The following is an 18,342-nucleotide window of genomic DNA, read 5'->3' as shown; positions in this document are numbered from 1 at the left end:
GGCCGGTCAGGCCTTCTCCAGCAGCTCCAACACCACCCGCTCGGCCTCCTCGCGTGGCGCCCGCGGATCCACCGGCGCCACCACCCCGTCGTGGTAGAGGTCGACCACCCGCGGATCCACGTACGATGTCCTGGCCACCGTGGGAGTGTTGCCCAACAGGTCGGCAACCTCGCGCATCACCGCGACCACCGCCTTGCGCCGCGCCGTCATGGAACGTGCCGGGCCGGCGGTGGACAGTTCGGTGGCGGCCAGGACGGTGGCGTGCCAGGTGCGGAAGTCCTTGGCCGTCATGTCCCCCCCGCTGGCGTCGCGCAGGTATCCGTTGACCTCGTCGCTGTGCACGTCACGCCACTCCCGGCCGTCCCAGTAGCCGAACAGCCGGTCCGCGCCGCGTCGCCGACGACGCAGGTTGGTCAGCACCTGACACAGCTCCGGGTCCTCGATCCGGCGCACCTGCTCGATGCCGCCCTTCGCGGGGAACTCGAAGATCACGCAGCCGCCGCGGGTGCGGGCGTGCTGCGGGCGCAGCGTGGACACCCCGAACGTCGGCTCGTCGCCGGCCGCGTACTGGTCGCTGCCGACCCGGAACATGCCCATGTCCAGCAGGCGGGCCACCGTGGCCAGCACCCGGTCCCGGCCCAGCCCCCGGCCGTCCAGGTCGCGCCCCACCCGCTCCCGCAGCGCCGGCAGCCGCCGGGCCACCTCCAGCATGTGGTCGAACTTCGCCTCGTCCTGCTTCTCCCGCCACAGCGGGTGGTAGATGTACTGCCTGCGCCCGGCCGCGTCGACGCCGATCGCCTGGATGTGCCCGTTCGGGTACGGCGAGATCCAGACGTCCTGCCAGGCCGGCGGGATGACCAACTCGCGCAACCGGGCGAGGACGTCCGGGTCCCTGACCGGCGTGCCGGTCGGATCGAGAAAGAGCCAGCCCTTGCCACGCCGGCGACGGCCGTATCCCGACCGACCCGGATCACTACGCCGCAACCGCACCGGAGACCCGCACCACCCGTTCCACCTCAGCCACGGCGGCCAACACCTCGTCCAGGCGCAGGGCAGCCAACGTCGGATGGCTTCCTACCCCGTCCCACCTGGGCCAATCCTTCTCCCCGGCCCAGAGCACCCGGTGCCGGGGACGATCTGGCGGCGGCCCCCAGAGAGCCGGCGGCACCGGCCCGAAGAGCACCACCGAGGCGGTGCCGTAGCCGGTGGCCAGGTGAGCCACGCCGGTGTCCCCGCTGACCACCAGCCGAGCCTCGGCGATCAGGGCGGCGAGCGCGCCCAGATCGGTGCGGCCGGCCAGCACGGCGGCAGGTGGCAGGCCCGCCGCGCCGGCCACCCGGGCGGCCAGCGCCCGCTCGTCGGCCGAACCGGTGAGCAGCACCCGGTGACCCCGGTCGGTGAGCGCCCGGGCCAGCGCGGCGAACCGCTCGGCGGGCCAGCGCTTGGCGGGGACCGTGCTGCCCGGATGCAGTACGGTGGCCCCGCTGGGCAGCCCGGCCGGAGCGGGCCGACGCAGCGCGAGGTCCCCCCGATCGGCCGGGATGTCGTACCAGGACAGCAGCCGGCACCACCGGTCCACCTCGTGCTCGTCGGCGGCCCACCGCGGGCCGTCGGTCCAGCCGGCGTCGCGGTTGGCGAAGGCCAGCAGCCGTCCAGGCCGGGCGGCGGCGAGCAGCCGGTGCGACTGCGGGCCGCGCCCGTGCAGGTTGACCGCGACCTGCGGAGCCGGGCCGGGCCCGACCGGCCCGTCGAGCCCTGCGGTGTCCACCAGGCGGTCGACACCACCGACCAGGTCGACCAGCGGTGCCAGCCAGGCGGGTGCGGCGAGCACCAGCTCCCGTCCGGGGTACGCGGCCCGCAGTGCCCGCAGCGCGGGCACCGCCGTGACCAGGTCGCCGACGCCGAGGGCGCGCAGGACGAGGATCACGGGTACGAGCTCTCCTGTTCGGCGCAGACCACCATCTCGCGGACCGCGCAGCCGGGCGGCTGGGCGAGCGCGAACATGATCGCGGCGGCGGTGTCGCCGGGGTCGTTGAGGATCGCGTCCGGCCCGGGTTTGTACTGCGGGTCGCGTTCGTCGAAGAACGCCGTGCGCATACCGCCGGGGATGAGCAGGGTGACGCCGACCCGGCCGGCGAGTTCGGCGGCCAGAGCGCGGGTGAAGCCGACGACACCGAACTTCGCCGCGCAGTACGCGGTGGCGTCGCTGACCGCCTTCACCCCCAGCGTGGAGGCGACCGTGACGATGCGACCCCGGGAGGTCTCCAGGAACGGCAGAGCGGCGCGGATCACCGCCACGGTGGCCAGCAGGTCGACGGCGATGATGCGGTCCCAGGTCTCGCCGGGCACGTCGGCGAGCCGGCCGGGCACGTCCATACCGGCGGCGGTGACCACCGCGTCCACGCCGCCGGCCTGCTCGGCGAGGTGCCGAGTGGCCACCTCGGCGGCTCGGGTGTCGGCCAGGTCGCACTCGGTCCAGGACACCCCGTCGACCGGCGGCTGCCGGTCCAGCACGAGTGGGCGGCCACCGGAGGCGGCCACCGCGGCGACCACCGCCGCGCCGAGCCCACTGGAGCCGCCGCTGACCAGCACGGTGGGCCCCGCGCCGGGCGAGTTGGCGCTCATCGCGTCCGCTCCCGACCGGGCGTGGCCGTCGACGGCGCGGACAGGCGCACCGGCTCCGGCGGTTGGCTGGCGGCGCAGCAGGCGCCGGTGGCGTGCCCGGAACGGGCGATCATGTCGGTGGTGGAGCGCCCGTCCAGGTAGGGCACCACCACCGTGTGCCCTCCCCAGCGGCGCAGGACCTCCGCCTCGGGCAGCGTCGCGGCGTCCGAACCGCCGGTGGCGTAGTCCCCGCCCTTGACCCAGATGTCCGGGCGCAGCCAGGACAGCGCCGCGTCCGGGGTCGGCTCATCGAAGATCATGACCGCGTCCACGCAGCTGAGCGCGGCCAGCAGCCTGCTGCGGTCCCCCTCGGACATCACCGGCCGGTCCGGCCCCTTCAACCCGGCCACGCTGGCGTCGGAGTTGACGCACACGATCAGGCAGTCACCGAGCTGCCGGGCGGCCTGCAGGGTGGCGACGTGCCCGGCGTGCAGCAGGTCGAAACAGCCACCGGTGGCGACCACCGTGCCGCCGGCGGCCCGCACTTCGGCCAGCAGCGTGGCGACCGCCGCGACGCCCACCCGCTCACCACCCGGGCCAATCACACCGGCGGTCACCGGCCGCACCGGCGGTGGCAGCGCCGCAGCCACTCCGCCACCGGCCACGTACGCGGACGCCTCCGCCACCGCCACCTGCACGGCCTCGGACACCAGCGCGCCGCTCGCCAGCGCGAGACTGGCGGCGGCCGCGAACCGGTCGCCTGCCCCGCAGGTGTCCCCCTCGGCGCTGCCCGGGGTGGGCACCACGAGCGGCGTCGACCCGGCGTGGCAGAGCAGCGCGCCGTCCCCGCCCAGGGTCACCGCGACCGCGCCGGCCCGCCAGCGTCGGCGCAGCCCCTGCGCGCCCTGGGAGGCGCTCGCCAACCGGGACGTCCCGGGCGGCACGGGGACCAACTCACGTACCTCCGACTCGTTCGGGGTGGCCAGGTGCACGCCGGGCACCGCGGCCGGTCCGCGCGGGTGCGGGTCCCACACCACCGGCGCGCGGGTGGCGGCCAGCGCGGCACGCAGCGCGGGTTGCCGGGCCACCCCCCGCCCGTAGTCGCTGACCAGCACCGCCGACGCCGCACCGATCACCCGCAACACCTCGTCGGAGGGCTGACCCGGTTCGCCCGACACGCCGCCGCGGTCGTGGCGCAGCAGCACCCGCCCCCGCGCCCGCAGCCGGATCTTCTCCGGCGTCGCGCCGGACAGGGCCAGCGGGTACACCTGCACCCCGGCGGCCGCGAGCAGCGCGCTCAACCGGGCACCGCCGGCGTCGTCGGCGAGCGCGGTCACCAACACCACCTCGGCGCCCTGCGCGGCCGCGAAGACCGCCGCCAGGCCGGCGCCTCCGGGCCGGTCGACGGCTGCGGTCTCGTCGAGCACCGGCACCGGGGAGTCCGGGCAGAGGCGGTTCACCACCCCTTCCACGTCCCGGTCCAGCAGGGTGTCCCCGACCACCACCACGGGTCCCCTCACGCTCTCCTCCTCATCCTCGTGCGTCGACCTGTTGCCCAGCCGTGCCGTCGAGCACCACCTCGACCCCGGTACGCACCGGCGTGGGCCGACCAGCCGGAGCGGCCTGACCGGCCGCGGCCAGCGCGGCGGGCAGTTCCTGTTCGAGGTACTCGCAGAGCAGGTGGCTGGTGACGAGGTGCAGTTCCTGGACGACCTGGGTGTCGGGGGATGCGACGGCGAGCGTGTCGTGGCAGGTGTCGGCGAGGGGATTGGGCGTGGGCCCGGTGAGGGCCCAAGTGGTGAGGCCGGCGTCGTGGGCGGTGTGGGCGGCGGTGAGGAGGTTGCCGCTGGTGCCGCTGGTGCTCAGAAGCAGGAGGATGTCGCCGGGTCGGCCGTGGGCGCGGACCTGGCGGGCGTAGACGTCGGCGTAGCCGAAGTCGTTGGCGATCGCGGTGAGGGCACTCGTTTCGGCGTGCAGGGCGATGGCGGACAGCGGTTGGCGGTCGTCGTGGAGTTTGCCGACGAGTTCGGCGGTGAGGTGCTGGGCCTCGGCGGCGCTGCCCCCGTTACCGGCGACCAGCAGCCGCCCGCCGGCGGCCAGCCGGTGCGCGAGCCGCGCACCCCAGCGCGCCAGCTGTGGCTCGCACGCCCGGTAGGGCGCCAGCGCCGCGGCGAGATTGCTCAGGTGGGTGTCGAGCAGGGTGCCCGCCGGCATCAGGCCACCACCCGGCTCGGCCGGCGCACCGCGGCCACCTCGCCGTAGACCTCCGCCAGCTGCTCGGCGGCGACCGTCCACGAGTACCGCGACCGGACCCGCTCACGCGCCGCCGCGGCGTACCCGAAGCGGAGTATCCGGTCGTCGAGCAGCCGCCCGATCGCGGCGGCCAGCGCGCGCGGGTCCCGGGCCGGCACGAGAAGCCCGGTCGTCCCGTCGACCACGGTGTCGCGGATCCCGCCCACGGCGGTGCCGACGACCGGCACTCCACAGGCCATCGCCTCCAGCGGCGTCAACCCGAACGGTTCGTACCAGGGGGCGGCCACCAGCAGGTCCGCCGAGCGGTACCAGCGGGCCATCTCCTCCCGGGGCACCGCGCCGACCAGCCGTACCCGGTCGGCCACCCCGCACGACTCGGCGAGGGCCCGCAGCCGCCGGGCGTACGGGTCGGTCTCCAGCAGCCCCTCGGGTGGGCCGCCGACCACCACGCACTCGGCGTCCGGGACCAGCTCCATCGCGCGGACCACCGTCTGGAAGCCCTTGCGTTCGACCAGCCGGCCCACGGTCAGGATCCGGGCCCGACCCGGCGCACGGTCCGCCGCCGGCCCGAGCGGCGAGAACGAGGCGAGGTTGACCCCGGAGGGCACGACGGTCATCCGGGATCGGGGAACCCCCATCCGGACCAGCTCGCCGACCTCGTCGCGGCACTGCGCGACCACCCGGTCCACCGAGCGACCCAACTCGCGCTCGTAGGACACCCGCCGGGCCGGGCTGGTGTCCTGCACTCCCTGATAGCGGCGCTTCACGGTGCCCAACGCGTGGAACGTCTGCACCACCGGCACCCCGGTCTCACGGCCAGCGGTCAGGGCGGCCAGACCGCTCATCCAGAAGTGCGCGTGGACGACCTCGGGCACCCAGTCCCCGCCCCGCCACCGTTCGATCAGCCAGCGGCTGAACTCCCGCATGTGCGGCAGCAGCGCGTCCTTGGCCACCGGCTCGGCCGGACCGGCCGGCACGTGCACCACGTCGTACCCGTCCGGGCTGCGGACGCTGACCGGCAGGTCGAGCGCGTCACGACGGGTGTAGACCCGCACCTCGTGCCCGGCGGCGGCGAGCGCGGCGGACAGCTCCGCGACGTGCGTGTTCTGGCCGCCGGCGTCCTCCCCTCCGAGGATGGCGAGCGGGCTGGCGTGCTCCGAGATCATCGCGATCCGCATACTTCCTCCTCCAGCAGCCGGTCCCAGTCAGCGAGGAAACGGTCGAGGCCGTACTTCTCCCGCGCGGCAGCCTGCGCCGCCGCGCCGGCCTGGCGCGCGGCCGCCGGGTCCGCGAGGAACCGGCGGGCGGCGTCGAGCAGGGTGTCCGTCCGGGTGGCGAGCGCCCCGGCGTCCGGCGGTACGGCCGTCACGGCTTCGGTGGTGGCGAGGGCGATGACGGGCATGCCGATGGACATCGCCTCGATGAGGCTGAGCCCGAGAGAGGTCCAACGGCACAGGTGCAGGTAGGCGCGTCGTTGGGCCAGTTCGCCGTGCATCCGGTCCTGGGGTACGTCGTCGTGGCTGATGATCCGGTCGGAAGGGACGCCGAGGTGCTCGGCGAGGCCGGTGACACCCATGCCGTAGACGTCCAGTGGGGCGATCTCGGCGAACTGCGGCAGCAGGTCGGTGCCGGTGACGCGGCCCCGTCGGATGGGTTCGTTGATGACGACGGCGAGCCGGTCGAGCTCCCCGGTGTAGGACGCGCTGGGAGCGACGATGCCGTGGTCGACGACGGTGGTGGGCGTGGTGCCGGTGTCCCAGAAGATCTGGTTGAAACCGCTGACGTGGGCGACGAGGAGGTCGTCGCGGTCGGCCATCGGGTGGCGGGTGTGGGGCACGTCGCCCTTGGGGGTGTTGTGTTCGACGTAGATGGCGGGGACGTCGTGACCGGGGCGGCGGCCCAACCATTCCTGGGCGAGGTCGAGTTCTTCGGGGCGTTGCAGGATCACCAGGTCGACGTCCGTGGCGGGCAGGTCGTCGGGGGTGACCTCGACGGCGGTGTCGGGCCACGGGTAGGTGCGGGCGCGGCCGAGGCCGTAGGCGCCGCGGTCGGGTGTGGTGGGAATGAGGTAGCGGTGGTCGCCGTGCACGAACGACGTGGTCCAGGAGCCGTGCACGTGCCAGAGCAGGACGTTCATCGTCCGCCACCACCGGAGACGGCCAGCACCCGCAGCGCCTCGACCACCTCGGCCGGGTCGACGCCGCCGAGGCAGGGATGCCCGGGGACCGGGCAGGTGGCCGCCCGGGTGTCCCGGCAGAGCGCGCCGGCGTCGCCGAGCCGGACGGTGGGCACCCGGTACGGCCCCCATTGTCCGAACGGGACGGTCGGCGCGAAGAGACTCACCACCGGCACCCCGGCCGCGGCGGCCAGATGGGCGGGCCCGGTGTTGCCGACCACCACCGCGGCGGCGTCGGCGACGATGCCGGCCAGCCCGGCCATGTCGGTCCGGCCACCGAGGTCGGTGCCGCCGGCGGCCGCGACCCGGGCGGTGACCTCGCGCTCGTCGCGACTGCCGGTGACCAGTACGCGGTGCCCGGCGGCGGTCAGCGCCTCGGCGATCCGGGCCGCCAGCGCGGGTGGGCAGGCCCGACTCGACGCGGCCGAGCCGGGGTGCAGCACCACGTAGCCGGGGTCGCCGAGGGCGGCCGGGCGGGGCACCACGGCGTCCGGCCGGAGCCGGAGCACGGGTTCGTCGTCCGGGGACAACCGGTGGCCGGCGGCCGCCGCGAGGGACAGGGCGCGCTCGGACTCGGGCACACCGACCGGTACCCGGTGACGGATGTCCACCAGGGAACCCGGATAGTCGTCGCTGATCGCGGCGATCCGGCCGACGCCCGCCATCCGCAGCAGCAGGGCCAACGGCAGCGCCGACTGGTGAAACGACGTGAACACGACCGCCTCGTCGGCGCCAACCGCGGCGAGACGCGCGGTCAGGGTCCGCAGGACGTCCGGGTCGACCGGCGCGGGATCCGGGTCGATCCACGGCAACGGGTGCTCGACGACCTCGTCGACCCCGGGCAGCAGGTCCGCGGCGGCGCGTCCCCTCGGCCCGCACAGCAGCACCACCCGACGCGCCCCGGCCGCGACGGCGCGGATCGCCGGCCCGGTGACCAGGACGTCGCCCGCCGAGTCCGACCGCACCACCAACGCCGTACCCACCGGGTCGGTCACCCGACCCGGCAGCACCGCCTGCTGCCGGCGCAGGATCTCCCGCACCGCCGCCGGCAGATCGTCGGCCACCCACCCGGCGGCGGCGATCTCCTCGGGTCGGGTCACCGGCGTGGGCACCAGCACCCCCGCCGCACCCGCGGCCAGGGCGGCGGCGACGTCCCGGCCGATGTCACCCACCAGGACGCACCGGGACGCACTCGTGCCCAGCTCCCGGGCCGCGGCGTGCACCAACCCCGGTGCCGGTTTGCGACAGCCACAACCGTCGGCGTCGTCGTGCGGACACACCAACCACGCGTCGAAACGACCGAGCAACTCCTCGACCCGGGCCTGCACCGCCCGCATCTGCTCGCCGGTGAAGTACCCCCGGGCCAGACCCGACTGGTTCGTCACCACCGCCAGCCGCAGCCCGGCCGCCCGCAACCGGTCCAGCGCCACCCGCGCGCCCGGCACCGGCCGCACCTTCTCCGGATCACCGTTGTACGGCACGTCCTCGATCAGGGTGCCGTCCCGATCGAGCAGCACCGCGTCGTACAGGACGGGGCGGGGGGCCGCGACGAGCCCGGAACCGGCGGCCCGGCCAGCACCGGCGTACACCCGGGCTGACCTGCGCTGATCCGGATCCTCCTGGTCCTGTCGCACAGGCGGCGGGTTCCCTGCGCCCCGAGGAGTAAACGTGGCCGCCGAGGCGTCGGCGCGGGGGGTGCCAGCGCCGTCGGCGAGCCGACGACCTACTCGTCGGCTGTACCCGCCGCCCCGGAGAAGCTAACCCGACGGCTTGTTAGCCGCCGCCGTGGTGGGGGTATGGGACCCGGGTGGCGATTGTGGAGAAAGTGATCGAAGCTCCTCCTGAGCAGGTGTTCGAGGTGCTGGCCGATGGATGGACGTACAGCGACTGGGTGGTCGGCACGGCACACGTGCGCAACGTGGACGACGCCTGGCCCCGGGTGGGCAGCCAACTGCACCACCGGGCCGGCCCGTGGCCGTTCTCGTTGCAGGACGCCTCGACCGTGCTGACCTGCGATCCGCCGCACCGGCTCGTGCTGCGGGCCGGCCTGTGGCCGGCCGGCGAGGCGATCGTGACGTTCAGCCTGGAACCCGTCGGTGCGGGCGCCACCCGGGTCCGTCTCGGCGAGGACTTCGCCGCCGGCCCGCTGCGCTGGGTACGCAACAAGGTCAACGACAGGGTGCTGCACCTGCGCAACCGGGAGACGCTCCGGCGGCTGTCCGACATCGCGATCCGGAAGCGGGCCGCACAGTGACGCAGACCGTGGTGGTGACCGGAGCGAGCGCCGGCGTGGGCCGGGCGGTGGCCCACGCGTACGCGGCACGGGGCGCCCGGCTGGCGCTCCTGGCCCGGGGCGAGGCGGGGTTGGCCGCCGCCGAGCGGGACTGCCGGCTGCGCGGCGCCGCCGACGTCCGTGTGTACCGGGTCGACGTGGCGGACGCGGGCGCGGTGCAGCAGGCCGCCGACGACGTGGTGCATCGGTGGGGCGTCATCGACGTGTGGGTCAACAACGCCATGGTGTCGGTGTTCGCGCCGGCCTGGGAGATCCCGGCGCGGGAGTTCCGCCGGGTCACCGAGGTCACCTACCTGGGCACGGTGCACGGCACCCTGGCGGCGCTGCGGCACATGCGGGCACACGGCCGGGGCGCGATCGTGCAGGTCGGCTCGGCGCTGGCCTACCGGGGTATCCCGCTGCAGTCGGCGTACTGCGCGAGCAAGCACGCCGTTCAGGGGTTCAACGACTCGCTCCGGGCCGAGTTGCTGCACGACTGCCCGGGGGTGAAGCTGTCGATGGTGCAGCTGCCGGCGGTGAACACGCCGCAGTTCTCCTGGGTCCGCACCCGGCTGCCCCGGCATCCGCAGCCGGTGCCGCCGATCTTCACACCGGAGTTGGCCGCCCGGGCGATCCTCTGGGCCGCCGACCGGGGCACCCGGGAGCTCAACGTCGGCGGTCCGACCTGGCGGGCCCGGCTGGGCGACATCCTGATCCCCGGCGTGCTCGACCGCCTGCTGGCCCGGAACGGGTACGACAGTCAGCAGACCGGCGAGGAGATCGATCCGGCCGCCTGGCGGGACAATCTCGACCACCCCGGCGACGACGACCGGGATCGGGGCGCGAACGGGGTGTTCGGCGACCGCGCGCGTAACCGCTCGGCGGCGCTCTGGGTCGGCACCCACAAGCAGGCGCTGTCCGGCGCGGCGCTCGCCGGCGCGGCGCTGGCCCTCACCGCTCTGGCGCGCGGCCGGCGCTGAGAGAGGGGAGCCTTTTCGACTCAAAGGTGGTGACTGGCTACCCTCTCAGGTAGCCCCTGTCCGCAGACCGAGGATGTCCGACATGATCGAGCCCGTGCAGCTGCCGTCACCGTGGCGGGACGTGCGCCTGACCGTCGTGGTGCCCACCTACAACGAGGCAGGCAACCTGCCGGCGTTGGTTGAGCGGCTCCTCGCGCTGCCACTGCCGGGGCTACGTATCCTCGTCGCCGACGACAACTCGCCCGACGGCACCGGTGAGGTAGCCGACAAGTTGGCCATCGAGCACCCGGACCGGGTCGAGGTGGTGCACCGGGCCGGCAAGGAGGGCCTCGGCCGGGCGTACGTGGACGGGATCGGGCGGGCGCTCGACGGTGGTGCCGAGTACGTGGCGCAGATGGACGCCGACCTGTCCCACCCACCGGAGGCTCTGCCGGGGATGCTGGGCGCGCTGCTCTCCACACAGGCTGGCGTGGTGATCGGCTCCCGTTACGTGCCCGGTGGCGAGTTGGACGAGAACTGGCCGCTGTACCGCCGGGCGCTCAGCGGCTGGGCCAACCTCTACGTGCACACGCTGCTGCGGGTGCGGATCCGGGATCTCACCGCCGGCTTCAAGATCTGGCAGGCCGAAGCGCTGCGGGACATCGGCCTGGAGCGGGTGCAGTCCAACGGTTACAGCTTCCAGGTGGAGATGCACTACCTGGCCACCAAGCTGGGGCACACCATCCTGGAGGTGCCGATCCGCTTCGAGGAGCGGCGCGACGGGGAGTCGAAGATGACGACCGCGACCAAGGTGGAGAGCGCGCTGATGCCGTTCCGCCTGCGCAGTAAGCACCGCAACATCACCGGCTGACCCCGCGTCCGCCTGCCCGGAGGCGGTCGGGATTCACTGGCGTCCTCAGTCCGGATAGACGGCCCGGTGGGCGGTGGCGATAGCGGCGGCGTAGGCGCGGCCGGTGAGCGCGCGGTCGCGGGCCAGCGCCGCGCGGGCGGCGTTCGCGCCGGGCGCGCCGTGCACCCCGCCGCCGGGATGAGCCGACGCACTGGCCAGGAAGAGCCGGTCCACCGGGGTGTCCGCCCGGCCAAGGCTGGGGATCGGACGCAGGAACAGCTGCTGGTACGCGGCGGCGGTGCCACCGCCGAGCGCGCCGCCGACCAGACTCGGGTTGCCCTTCTCCAGGTCGGCCGGCCCGGCCACGTGCCGGCCGACGATGAGCTGCCGGAAGCCCGGGGCCGCCGCCTCCAGCACGTCCTCCATCCGCTGCACGTGCGCGGCGACGTCCTCGGACCGCCAGTTCACCCGGAACGGCAGGTGGGTGTACGACCAGAGCGACTCGGTGCCCGGCGGCGAGTGGCTCGGATCGGCCACCGACATCTGCCCGACCAGCAGGAACGGGTCGCGGGGCAGCTCGCCGCGGGCCAGGTCACCGGCGTAGCGGTTGAGTCCGTCGAGATCCGCGCCGAGGTGCACGGTGCCGGCGCCGGCCACCTCCCGGTTCGTCCAGGGCACCGGCGCGGACAGCGCCCAGTCCACCTTCAACGTCGAGCCGTCCCACCGGAAGTGCGCCAGGTCCTCCACGAGCCGTGACGGCAGCGCGGCGGCGCCGACCAGGTCGAGATAGAGCGCCGGCGCCGGTACGTCGGCGAGCACGGCCCGCCTGGCCCGCCACAGGGTGCCGCCCTCGGTGCGTACGCCCATCGCCCGGCCTCGGGCGGTGAGCACCCGCTCGACCCGCGCGCCGTAGAGGATCCGGCCGCCGCGTTCCTGCAGCCGCGCCACCAGCGCGTTGGTGATCTGCTGTGCGCCACCGTCGGGCACCGGCCAGCCGACCTGCTGGCCGAGCATGGCCAGCAACCAGCCGTACACCCCGGAGCCGGCCTCGTCCGGAGACAGGTCGGTGTGCAGGGCGCAGCCGGCCAGCAGCGCCGGCCCTCCAACGCCCTCGAAGAGCTCGTCGCCGAGCTTGCGGACCGGCACCACCAGCCGCCGGGCCAGCCGCAGCGCGCCGGCGATCCGCAGCTGGCGCAGCAGACCGAGCCCACCGCGCACGGGCGGGAACGGCGTGGTGATGGTGGTCAGCATCGGCTCGGCCACCTCGAGCCAGTCGGTGTACGCGTTGAGCCACCGTTTGCCGTCACCGGGGGCGAACTGCTCCAGCGAGGCGGCGGTGACGTCGACGTCCCGGTTGATCACCGCGGCCCGGCCGTCCGGCAGCAGGTGCGCCAGCACGTCCGGCGAGTGCCGCCAGGACAGCCCGTACCCGCCGAGGTCCAGCCCACGCAGCACGGGTGAGGCGTACCCGAGGGGGTAGAACGAGCTGTAGAGGTCACTGAGGTAGCCGGGTGCGGTCACCTCGGCGCTGCGGACGGCGCCGCCGGGCACCGCGGTCGCCTCCAGCACCACCACGTCCCAGCCGGCGTCGGCCAACAGGTTCGCCGCCACGAGGCCGTTGTGGCCGGCCCCGACGACGACGGCGTCCGCGCTCTGCGCGCCGGTGGAAGTCATCCGATCCGCCTACCCGGAGCGCAACCGGGCGAAACGCGTTTGCCTCGCGGAGGCCGGGGCATCCAGCGCCGCATGTACACGGTTGCGCAACTGGTGGGCGGAGTGTGGGGCGCTGGCGGCGGGGGCGGCGAGCTGATCGTCCGGAATCCGGCGGACGGTTCGCCGGTCAGCTCGGTGCCGGTCGCCACGGTCGACGAGGTCGGCAAGGCGGTCGGCGCGGCGCGCGAGGCCGCGACGGAGTGGGCCCTGACCGCCCCGGCCGTGCGGGCCGCGGCACTGCACCGGGCGGCGGACGCGGTGGCGGCCGTGACGGAGGAACTGGCGGCGGCGGTCACCGCCGAGATGGGCAAGCCGCTGGCGGACGCCCGCGGTGGCGTCGAGGCGGGCATCGGCACACTGCGACAGTACGCCGAGCTGGCCCCGCTGCGCGGCGGGCGGACGCTGCACGGCGAACCGGACGCGCTGGACTTCATGACCCCACAACCGCGCGGCGTGGTTGCCGCGATCACCCCGTGGAACGACCCGGTGGCGATCTCCTGCGGGCTGCTCGGCGCGGCCCTGGTGACCGGCAACGTGGTGCTCCACAAGCCCAGCGAACGGGCCCCGGCGACGGGCTGGCTGCTGGCCCGGGCGCTGGATCAGGCGCTGCCGGTCGGGGTGCTGTCGCTGCTCACCGGCGGGCCGGAGGTCGGCGCGGCGCTGGCCGGGCAGGCGGTGGACGTGGTGGCGCACGTCGGCTCCACCGCGACGGGCCGGGCGATCGCCGCCGCCGCGGCCCGCACCGGAGCGAAGGTGCTGCTGGAGAACGGCGGCAGCGATCCGTTGATCGTCGACGCGGGTGTCGACGCCGACTGGGCGGCCGGGCAGGCCGCGCTCGGCGCGTTCGCCAACGCCGGGCAGATCTGCGTGGCGGTGGAGCGGATCTACGTGCACCGGGAGGTGGCCGAGGACTTCGTCTCGGCACTGGTCCGCAGGGCCGGCGCGCTCCGGGTTGGCGCGGGTCGCGACCCGGGAACCGAGCTGGGTCCCCTGGTCGACCGGCGGCACCGCGACCACGTGCACGGGCAGGTGACCGCGGCGGTGGCGGACGGCGCCCGGGTGCGTACCGGCGGGGAGGTACCGGACGGGCCGGGGGCGTTCTACCCGCCCACGGTGGTCACCGGCTGCCGGCACGACATGCCGCTGGTGCGGGAGGAGACGTTCGGGCCGGTCGCGCCCGTGGTGGTGGTCGACTCGTTCGACGAGGCTCTGCGCTGCGCGGCGGACTCACCGTACGGGCTGGCCGCCACCGTGCTGACCGCGTCGATGAGCCACGCGCAGCGGGCCTGGCGGGAGCTGCCGGTGGGCACCGTGAAGATCAATGCCGTGTTCGGGGGCGCGCCGGGCGGGTCCGCGCATCCGCGCCGGGCCAGCGGGCAGGGCTTCGGGTACGGCCCGGAACTGCTGGACGAGTTCGCGGCGACGAAGGCGGTGCACATCGAGGCGCCGGGCGGCGGGCACTGGTGAGGCGGTACGGGCGGGCACGGCGACGCCGCGTCCGCCCGTACCGCTGCCGTACCGCTCAGGTCTGTCGCCGTCGCGGACCGCCGCCGGCGTCGCGACGGTCAGCCGCCGCGGGCCTTGCGGGTGGCCCGGTCGTTGGCCTTCTCGATCGCCGTGACCAGCTCCGGTTTGGTCATGCTGGACCGGCCGCGCACGTCCAGCTCGCGGGCCACCGACAGAAGGTGGTCCTTGCTGGCGTTGGCGTCCACCCCACCCGCGGTGGGGGTGCGCCGCTCCGGTCCGCCGCCGGCGGCCTGGGCGTCGCTCGGGCCCTTGCGGCTCTTCGGCTCCCAGTGGTCGCCCACCTTCTCGAACTGGTGCTTCACCGCGGCGAAGGCGGTGCGGTGCGACCGCTCACCCTCGCCGTAGGTCTCCACCGCCGAGTCGTGCGTCTCCGCCCAGGTGCGCTGCGCCTTGTCCGGGGAGCGTCTCAGCGTGCTGGGCATGTCCTCGCGGCCGGGCATCTCGTCCTCCTCCGTGTCGACAGGGTCACTGTGACCGTTCCCCCGCGAGCGGGCGGCAAACCCTGGTCGGCGCCCGCGCGGCCGGCAGCGGGTTTGTCGATTTCCCCGCGGGGGTACCGGCCGGCCAGGCCCGACCGGACGACCGGTCATCCGGTGGCCGGGGCACAGGGAGCGGCATGACGACCACGGAGCCCGGTACGACCGTCGGCGGCGCGCGGGACGGCCGGGTGCCCCGGCGCATCCGGCAACTGAGCTGGCGGACCTGGCGTGGGGTGGTGTGGCGCAGCGCGCAGAACTTCGTCAACGACAACTGCTCGGACTGGGCGGCGGCGCTGACCTACTACGGGGTGATGGCGCTGTTTCCGTCCACCATCATGGTGGTCGCCCTGGTGGGGTTGGTCTCCAACGGTGAGCAGACCGTGGACACGGTGGTCGACCTGGCCAACCAGATGGGCGCCGGGTCGGTGGTCGCCGAAGACGGCGTGGTCGGGGTGATCCGGGCCGTCGTGATCCAGGAGAACTCGGCGAAGGTGCTGCTGAGCTTCGGTCTGCTCGGTGCGCTCTGGTCCGCGTCGGGCTTCATCGGTGCGTTCACCCGGGCCTCCAACGCCGTCTACGGGGTGCAGGAGGGGCGGTCGGTGTGGAAGCTGCGCCCGTTGCAGATCGGCATGGCGGCACTGTCGCTGGTGCTGCTCGCGGTGGTCGCTCTCGCGCTGATCGTCAGCGGCCCGGTCACCGACGCGGTGGGCGACCTCGTTCACGCCGGCGGCCTGGCCCGCACGGTGTGGAGTGTGGCGAAGTGGCCGGTGCTCGCCCTGATCATGATGGGGCTGCTGTCGCTGCTGTTCTGGATCGCCCCGAACGTGCGGCAGCCCCGGTTCCGCTGGCTCACCCCGGGTGGCGCGGTGGCCCTGCTCGTCTGGGTGCTGGCCACCTCCGGCTTCGGCCTCTACGTCGCCAACTTCGGCTCCTACAGCGCCACCTACGGCAGCCTGGGTGCCGCCATCGCCTTCCTGGTCTGGCTCTACCTGTCCAACTCGGCGCTCATGCTCGGGGTGCAGATCAACGCCGAGGTGCAGCGTGGCCGGCAGTTGCAGGCCGGCGACCCCGACCCGGACGAGCCGGTGCTGCCGCCGCGCAAGCCCGCCGAGGACTGACCGCCGGTTCTCCGGCCCGCTGTCCGGTTCGACGCCGCGCGCCGGGCCGGTTCGTGACCCGGTGCCGGTTTACCCGACGGGGTGCCGGGTAGCGCAGAGGGCATGGAGCGTGGCAACAGCAAGCACGGACCGAGGATCGACGAGCAGATGAGCCAGGAGGTCAGCGGCCTCGTGCAGGGGCCGGGGACCGGCGGCTCTCGCGTCGACGAGTCGCGGGTGCCGGAGCCGGCCGGTGAGGACCAGCCGGAGACGACCACGGCCCCTGCCGGCGACCTGCGCACCGGCACCCCGCAGGGGATGAGTTCCGGTGACGTCGAGCAGCGCAGTCGGCTCGGCCGGTTCATCACGATGAGCGCCCTGCCCGGCGATCGGGCGGCGCTGGTCGCCAACGCGCGGGGCAACGAGGCGCCGGACGACATCGTGGCGGCGCTGGAGCGGCTGCCCGAGGGCACCCGGTACCAGACGATCTCCGAGGTGTGGGCCGCGCTCGGCAACAAGAACGAGACAACCCGCTGGTGACCGGATCACCCCCGATCCGAACGAGCACCCGGCGGCTGAAGGAGGTTCCCTGATGAGTGGCGTTACCGAACATGTCGATGTCTCCGTACCGATCCGGACGGCGTACGACCAGTGGACGCAGTTCGAGGAGTTCCCCGAGTTCATGGAGGGCGTGTCGGAGATCCGGCAGCTCTCCGAGACGATGACCCACTGGACGGTGGAGATCGCCGGCGTCAAGCGCGAGTTCGACGCCGAGATCACCGAGCAACTCCCCGACGAGCGGGTCGCCTGGCGCTCGACCGGCGGCACCCAGCAGGCCGGCGTCGTCACCTTCCACCGACTCGACGAGGACAGCACCCGGGTCACCCTGCAGTTGGAGTTCGAGCCGCACGGTGTCGTCGAGCAGGCCGGTGACAAGCTCGGCATCGTGGACCGGCGCGCCAAGGGCGACCTGGAGCGGTTCAAGACCTTCATCGAGCGGCGCGGTCAGGAGACCGGCGCCTGGCGCGGCTCGGTGGACCGGCCGCAACCCTGATCCTGAGCAACGAACCGCGATGGCCGCCGGGAGTTCCCGGCGGCCATCGCCGCGTCGAGAGCCGATTCCCGGTCGCGGGGCACCCGTTTGCGATCATCGCGCCCGGGTACGGCTGTTGGCATGACCGACGACAGGGTGTGGCGGGACGAGGAACGCATTCCGCTGGAGGAGTTGGAGCGCGCCGTGGCGGGCTCCAGCATCGACGGGCAGGCAGACGACGTGACCGGCAACGACGCCGGCGAGGAGGCCGCCTTCGGGCACGGTCCGGCCGCGGCGGACCGCAGCGGGCAGGCCCGGGGCACCGGCCGGGAGCCCACCGACCCGGATCGCGCCTACCGCCCGTCGACCACCGGCCGCACCGGCCCGGACAACGGCTGACCGTCCCCGGCGATTTCGAGCGGCGCCCCCGGCCGATCCGTCGCGAGGTAGGCCGCGGCCGCACCCTAGCGCGACCGGGGGCCGATCGCTCGCCACGACAAGAAGTGCTGTCCGGACGGTCGGGAGAACGGACAGCTCATCCACAATCAGCCGATCGCGCGACGGTCAGCAGGCCGACGCGTAAGAATTTCGGAATGCATCAGGGCTCCGGAATCCTCTCCCCGCGTCAGCGCCGGCTCGCCTGGCTCGGCTTCGTCCTCGCCGCGCTGCAGGCGCCCGTCTCCGCCTGGCTCGTCGCCGACGAGTCGTGGCTGTTCAGCCTCTGCGTCGCACTCATGGTGGCGACCGTGATCGTCGTTGACGACGCGGCGCGGCGTCGGCCCGCCGACGCGACCGGCGAGTAGCACTATCCGGCGCCGCCGGGTCGGGCCTCGTGCCCCGGCCGGCCCCGGCTGCGGCGGCGCTCCTTCATCTCGGCCTCGTAGAGGTGCCGCCGCCCGCCCACCAGCTCGTCGCGGGCCTGCCGGTCCAGCTCCTGGAACAGCGCGTAGTAGCCGTCGTCGAAGTCTTCGACGATCTGGAAGGTCCACCGGCCGGCGATGACGTTGCGGCCCAGCAGCTCGGTGTCGATACGGTCGGCGACCGTCGGGTGACCGGCGGCGCGGAGCTGCTCCACCGCGTCGTCGAGCATCAGGTCGGCGTGCCCGATCAGCTGGTGCAGCGAGTACAAATGCCCCCGCGCCCGCTCGACGCACTCCAACGCCTCGCTGAGTTTGCCGAGAGCCGCCACGGTCGCGTCGCTCACCTCGGCCGGCCGGCGGTGCTTCTCGTCCGGCCCGTCCGCCTGCTGTCCCATCTGTGCCTCCGTGCTGCGCGCCGTCGTCTGCGGGTGATTCTCCTGCTGCCCCGTCTGTGCCGAATCAACCCCCGCGGCCAGCCCGAACAGGCAAGTGGCTCAGCCGACACCCGCCGAGCGGCCG

20 protein-coding genes are annotated in these 18,342 nt (G+C 74.1%); 9 read left to right on the top strand and 11 right to left on the bottom strand.

The window, feature by feature from the left end; genetic code table 11:
• Window positions 1–6 precede the first annotated feature (6 nt).
• The 8 genes from ACLJN9_RS25430 to ACLJN9_RS25395 are packed head-to-tail and all read right to left on the bottom strand — an operon-like array spanning window position 7 to window position 8,667.
• On the bottom strand, window positions 7–990 hold the full coding sequence (locus ACLJN9_RS25430) for a DNA topoisomerase IB (protein WP_410814104.1): 984 nt from the start codon (window positions 988–990) through the stop codon (window positions 7–9).
• Complete coding sequence (locus ACLJN9_RS25425; protein ID WP_410814103.1) at window positions 974–1,927, bottom strand: glycosyltransferase family 9 protein; 954 nt, start codon at window positions 1,925–1,927, stop codon at window positions 974–976. The genes ACLJN9_RS25430 and ACLJN9_RS25425 overlap by 17 nt, the downstream gene beginning before the upstream one ends.
• The gene (locus ACLJN9_RS25420; RefSeq protein WP_410814102.1) at window positions 1,924–2,625 is read right to left on the bottom strand and encodes an SDR family oxidoreductase; all 702 of its coding nucleotides are present in this window, start codon (window positions 2,623–2,625) and stop codon (window positions 1,924–1,926) included. The genes ACLJN9_RS25425 and ACLJN9_RS25420 overlap by 4 nt, the downstream gene beginning before the upstream one ends.
• Entirely contained in the window at window positions 2,622–4,124 is a 1,503-nt protein-coding gene (locus ACLJN9_RS25415) for a PfkB family carbohydrate kinase (protein WP_410814101.1), read from the bottom strand. The genes ACLJN9_RS25420 and ACLJN9_RS25415 overlap by 4 nt, the downstream gene beginning before the upstream one ends.
• A 10-nt stretch (window positions 4,125–4,134) precedes the next feature.
• Complete coding sequence (locus ACLJN9_RS25410) at window positions 4,135–4,821, bottom strand: SIS domain-containing protein (protein ID WP_410814324.1); 687 nt, start codon at window positions 4,819–4,821, stop codon at window positions 4,135–4,137.
• Window positions 4,818–6,035: a glycosyltransferase gene (locus ACLJN9_RS25405; RefSeq protein ID WP_410814100.1), complete on the bottom strand. Its 1,218-nt coding sequence runs from the start codon at window positions 6,033–6,035 to the stop codon at window positions 4,818–4,820. The genes ACLJN9_RS25410 and ACLJN9_RS25405 overlap by 4 nt, the downstream gene beginning before the upstream one ends.
• Window positions 6,020–6,994, bottom strand: coding sequence for a glycosyltransferase (locus ACLJN9_RS25400; RefSeq protein WP_410814099.1), 975 nt, complete (start codon window positions 6,992–6,994; stop codon window positions 6,020–6,022). The genes ACLJN9_RS25405 and ACLJN9_RS25400 overlap by 16 nt, the downstream gene beginning before the upstream one ends.
• Window positions 6,991–8,667 (bottom strand): HAD-IIIA family hydrolase, encoded by a 1,677-nt coding sequence (locus ACLJN9_RS25395; RefSeq protein ID WP_410814098.1) that lies wholly within the window; start codon window positions 8,665–8,667, stop codon window positions 6,991–6,993. The genes ACLJN9_RS25400 and ACLJN9_RS25395 overlap by 4 nt, the downstream gene beginning before the upstream one ends.
• A gap of 191 nt (window positions 8,668–8,858) precedes the next feature.
• Here ACLJN9_RS25395 and ACLJN9_RS25390 point away from each other — a divergent pair, with 191 nt between their 5' ends.
• The 3 genes from ACLJN9_RS25390 to ACLJN9_RS25380 all read left to right on the top strand — a co-directional run bounded on the left by ACLJN9_RS25390 (window position 8,859) and on the right by ACLJN9_RS25380 (window position 11,135).
• Entirely contained in the window at window positions 8,859–9,287 is a 429-nt protein-coding gene (locus ACLJN9_RS25390; RefSeq protein WP_410814097.1) for an SRPBCC family protein, read from the top strand.
• A complete protein-coding gene (locus ACLJN9_RS25385) occupies window positions 9,284–10,285 on the top strand; it encodes an SDR family oxidoreductase (protein WP_410814096.1) in 1,002 nt (333 codons plus the stop codon). Before ACLJN9_RS25390 ends, ACLJN9_RS25385 begins: the two co-directional genes overlap by 4 nt.
• Window positions 10,286–10,367: 82 nt before the next feature.
• Window positions 10,368–11,135: a polyprenol monophosphomannose synthase gene (locus ACLJN9_RS25380; RefSeq protein ID WP_410814095.1), complete on the top strand. Its 768-nt coding sequence runs from the start codon at window positions 10,368–10,370 to the stop codon at window positions 11,133–11,135.
• A 45-nt stretch (window positions 11,136–11,180) separates the two neighbouring features.
• On the opposite strand, the gene ACLJN9_RS25375 is transcribed toward ACLJN9_RS25380, so the two are convergent.
• Window positions 11,181–12,788, bottom strand: coding sequence for a phytoene desaturase family protein (locus tag ACLJN9_RS25375; RefSeq protein WP_410814094.1), 1,608 nt, complete (start codon window positions 12,786–12,788; stop codon window positions 11,181–11,183).
• A gap of 72 nt (window positions 12,789–12,860) precedes the next feature.
• On the opposite strand from ACLJN9_RS25375, the gene ACLJN9_RS25370 reads away from it, so the two are divergent.
• The gene (locus tag ACLJN9_RS25370; RefSeq protein ID WP_410814092.1) at window positions 12,861–14,294 is read left to right on the top strand and encodes an aldehyde dehydrogenase family protein; all 1,434 of its coding nucleotides are present in this window, start codon (window positions 12,861–12,863) and stop codon (window positions 14,292–14,294) included.
• Window positions 14,295–14,392: 98 nt separating this feature from the next.
• Here ACLJN9_RS25370 and ACLJN9_RS25365 read toward each other — a convergent pair whose 3' ends face one another.
• The gene (locus ACLJN9_RS25365; RefSeq protein ID WP_410814091.1) at window positions 14,393–14,794 is read right to left on the bottom strand and encodes a ChaB family protein; all 402 of its coding nucleotides are present in this window, start codon (window positions 14,792–14,794) and stop codon (window positions 14,393–14,395) included.
• 176 nt (window positions 14,795–14,970) lie between these two features.
• Between ACLJN9_RS25365 and ACLJN9_RS25360 the strand changes: the two genes are divergently transcribed.
• The 5 genes from ACLJN9_RS25360 (at window position 14,971) to ACLJN9_RS25340 (ending at window position 17,766) form a co-directional block, all read left to right on the top strand.
• Complete coding sequence (locus ACLJN9_RS25360; protein ID WP_410814089.1) at window positions 14,971–15,951, top strand: YihY/virulence factor BrkB family protein; 981 nt, start codon at window positions 14,971–14,973, stop codon at window positions 15,949–15,951.
• 102 nt (window positions 15,952–16,053) lie between these two features.
• On the top strand, window positions 16,054–16,470 hold the full coding sequence (locus tag ACLJN9_RS25355; RefSeq protein ID WP_410814087.1) for a DUF2795 domain-containing protein: 417 nt from the start codon (window positions 16,054–16,056) through the stop codon (window positions 16,468–16,470).
• A gap of 52 nt (window positions 16,471–16,522) precedes the next feature.
• Window positions 16,523–16,984, top strand: a complete 462-nt coding sequence (locus ACLJN9_RS25350; RefSeq protein ID WP_410814086.1) for an SRPBCC family protein — start codon at window positions 16,523–16,525, stop codon at window positions 16,982–16,984.
• A gap of 120 nt (window positions 16,985–17,104) precedes the next feature.
• Window positions 17,105–17,362: a hypothetical protein gene (locus ACLJN9_RS25345; RefSeq protein ID WP_410814085.1), complete on the top strand. Its 258-nt coding sequence runs from the start codon at window positions 17,105–17,107 to the stop codon at window positions 17,360–17,362.
• Window positions 17,363–17,556: 194 nt separating this feature from the next.
• Window positions 17,557–17,766 (top strand): hypothetical protein, encoded by a 210-nt coding sequence (locus ACLJN9_RS25340; RefSeq protein ID WP_410814084.1) that lies wholly within the window; start codon window positions 17,557–17,559, stop codon window positions 17,764–17,766.
• A 2-nt stretch (window positions 17,767–17,768) separates the two neighbouring features.
• On the opposite strand, the gene ACLJN9_RS25335 is transcribed toward ACLJN9_RS25340, so the two are convergent.
• Window positions 17,769–18,218: a hypothetical protein gene (locus tag ACLJN9_RS25335; RefSeq protein ID WP_410814083.1), complete on the bottom strand. Its 450-nt coding sequence runs from the start codon at window positions 18,216–18,218 to the stop codon at window positions 17,769–17,771.
• Between the last annotated feature and the right edge of the window lie 124 nt (window positions 18,219–18,342).

It is taken from the genome of Micromonospora sp. 067-2 (assembly GCF_046549295.1).
Classification (GTDB): domain Bacteria; phylum Actinomycetota; class Actinomycetes; order Mycobacteriales; family Micromonosporaceae; genus Micromonospora.
The sequence above is the reverse complement of the archived record's forward strand: the minus strand, read 5'-3'. Positions and strand labels throughout refer to the sequence as shown.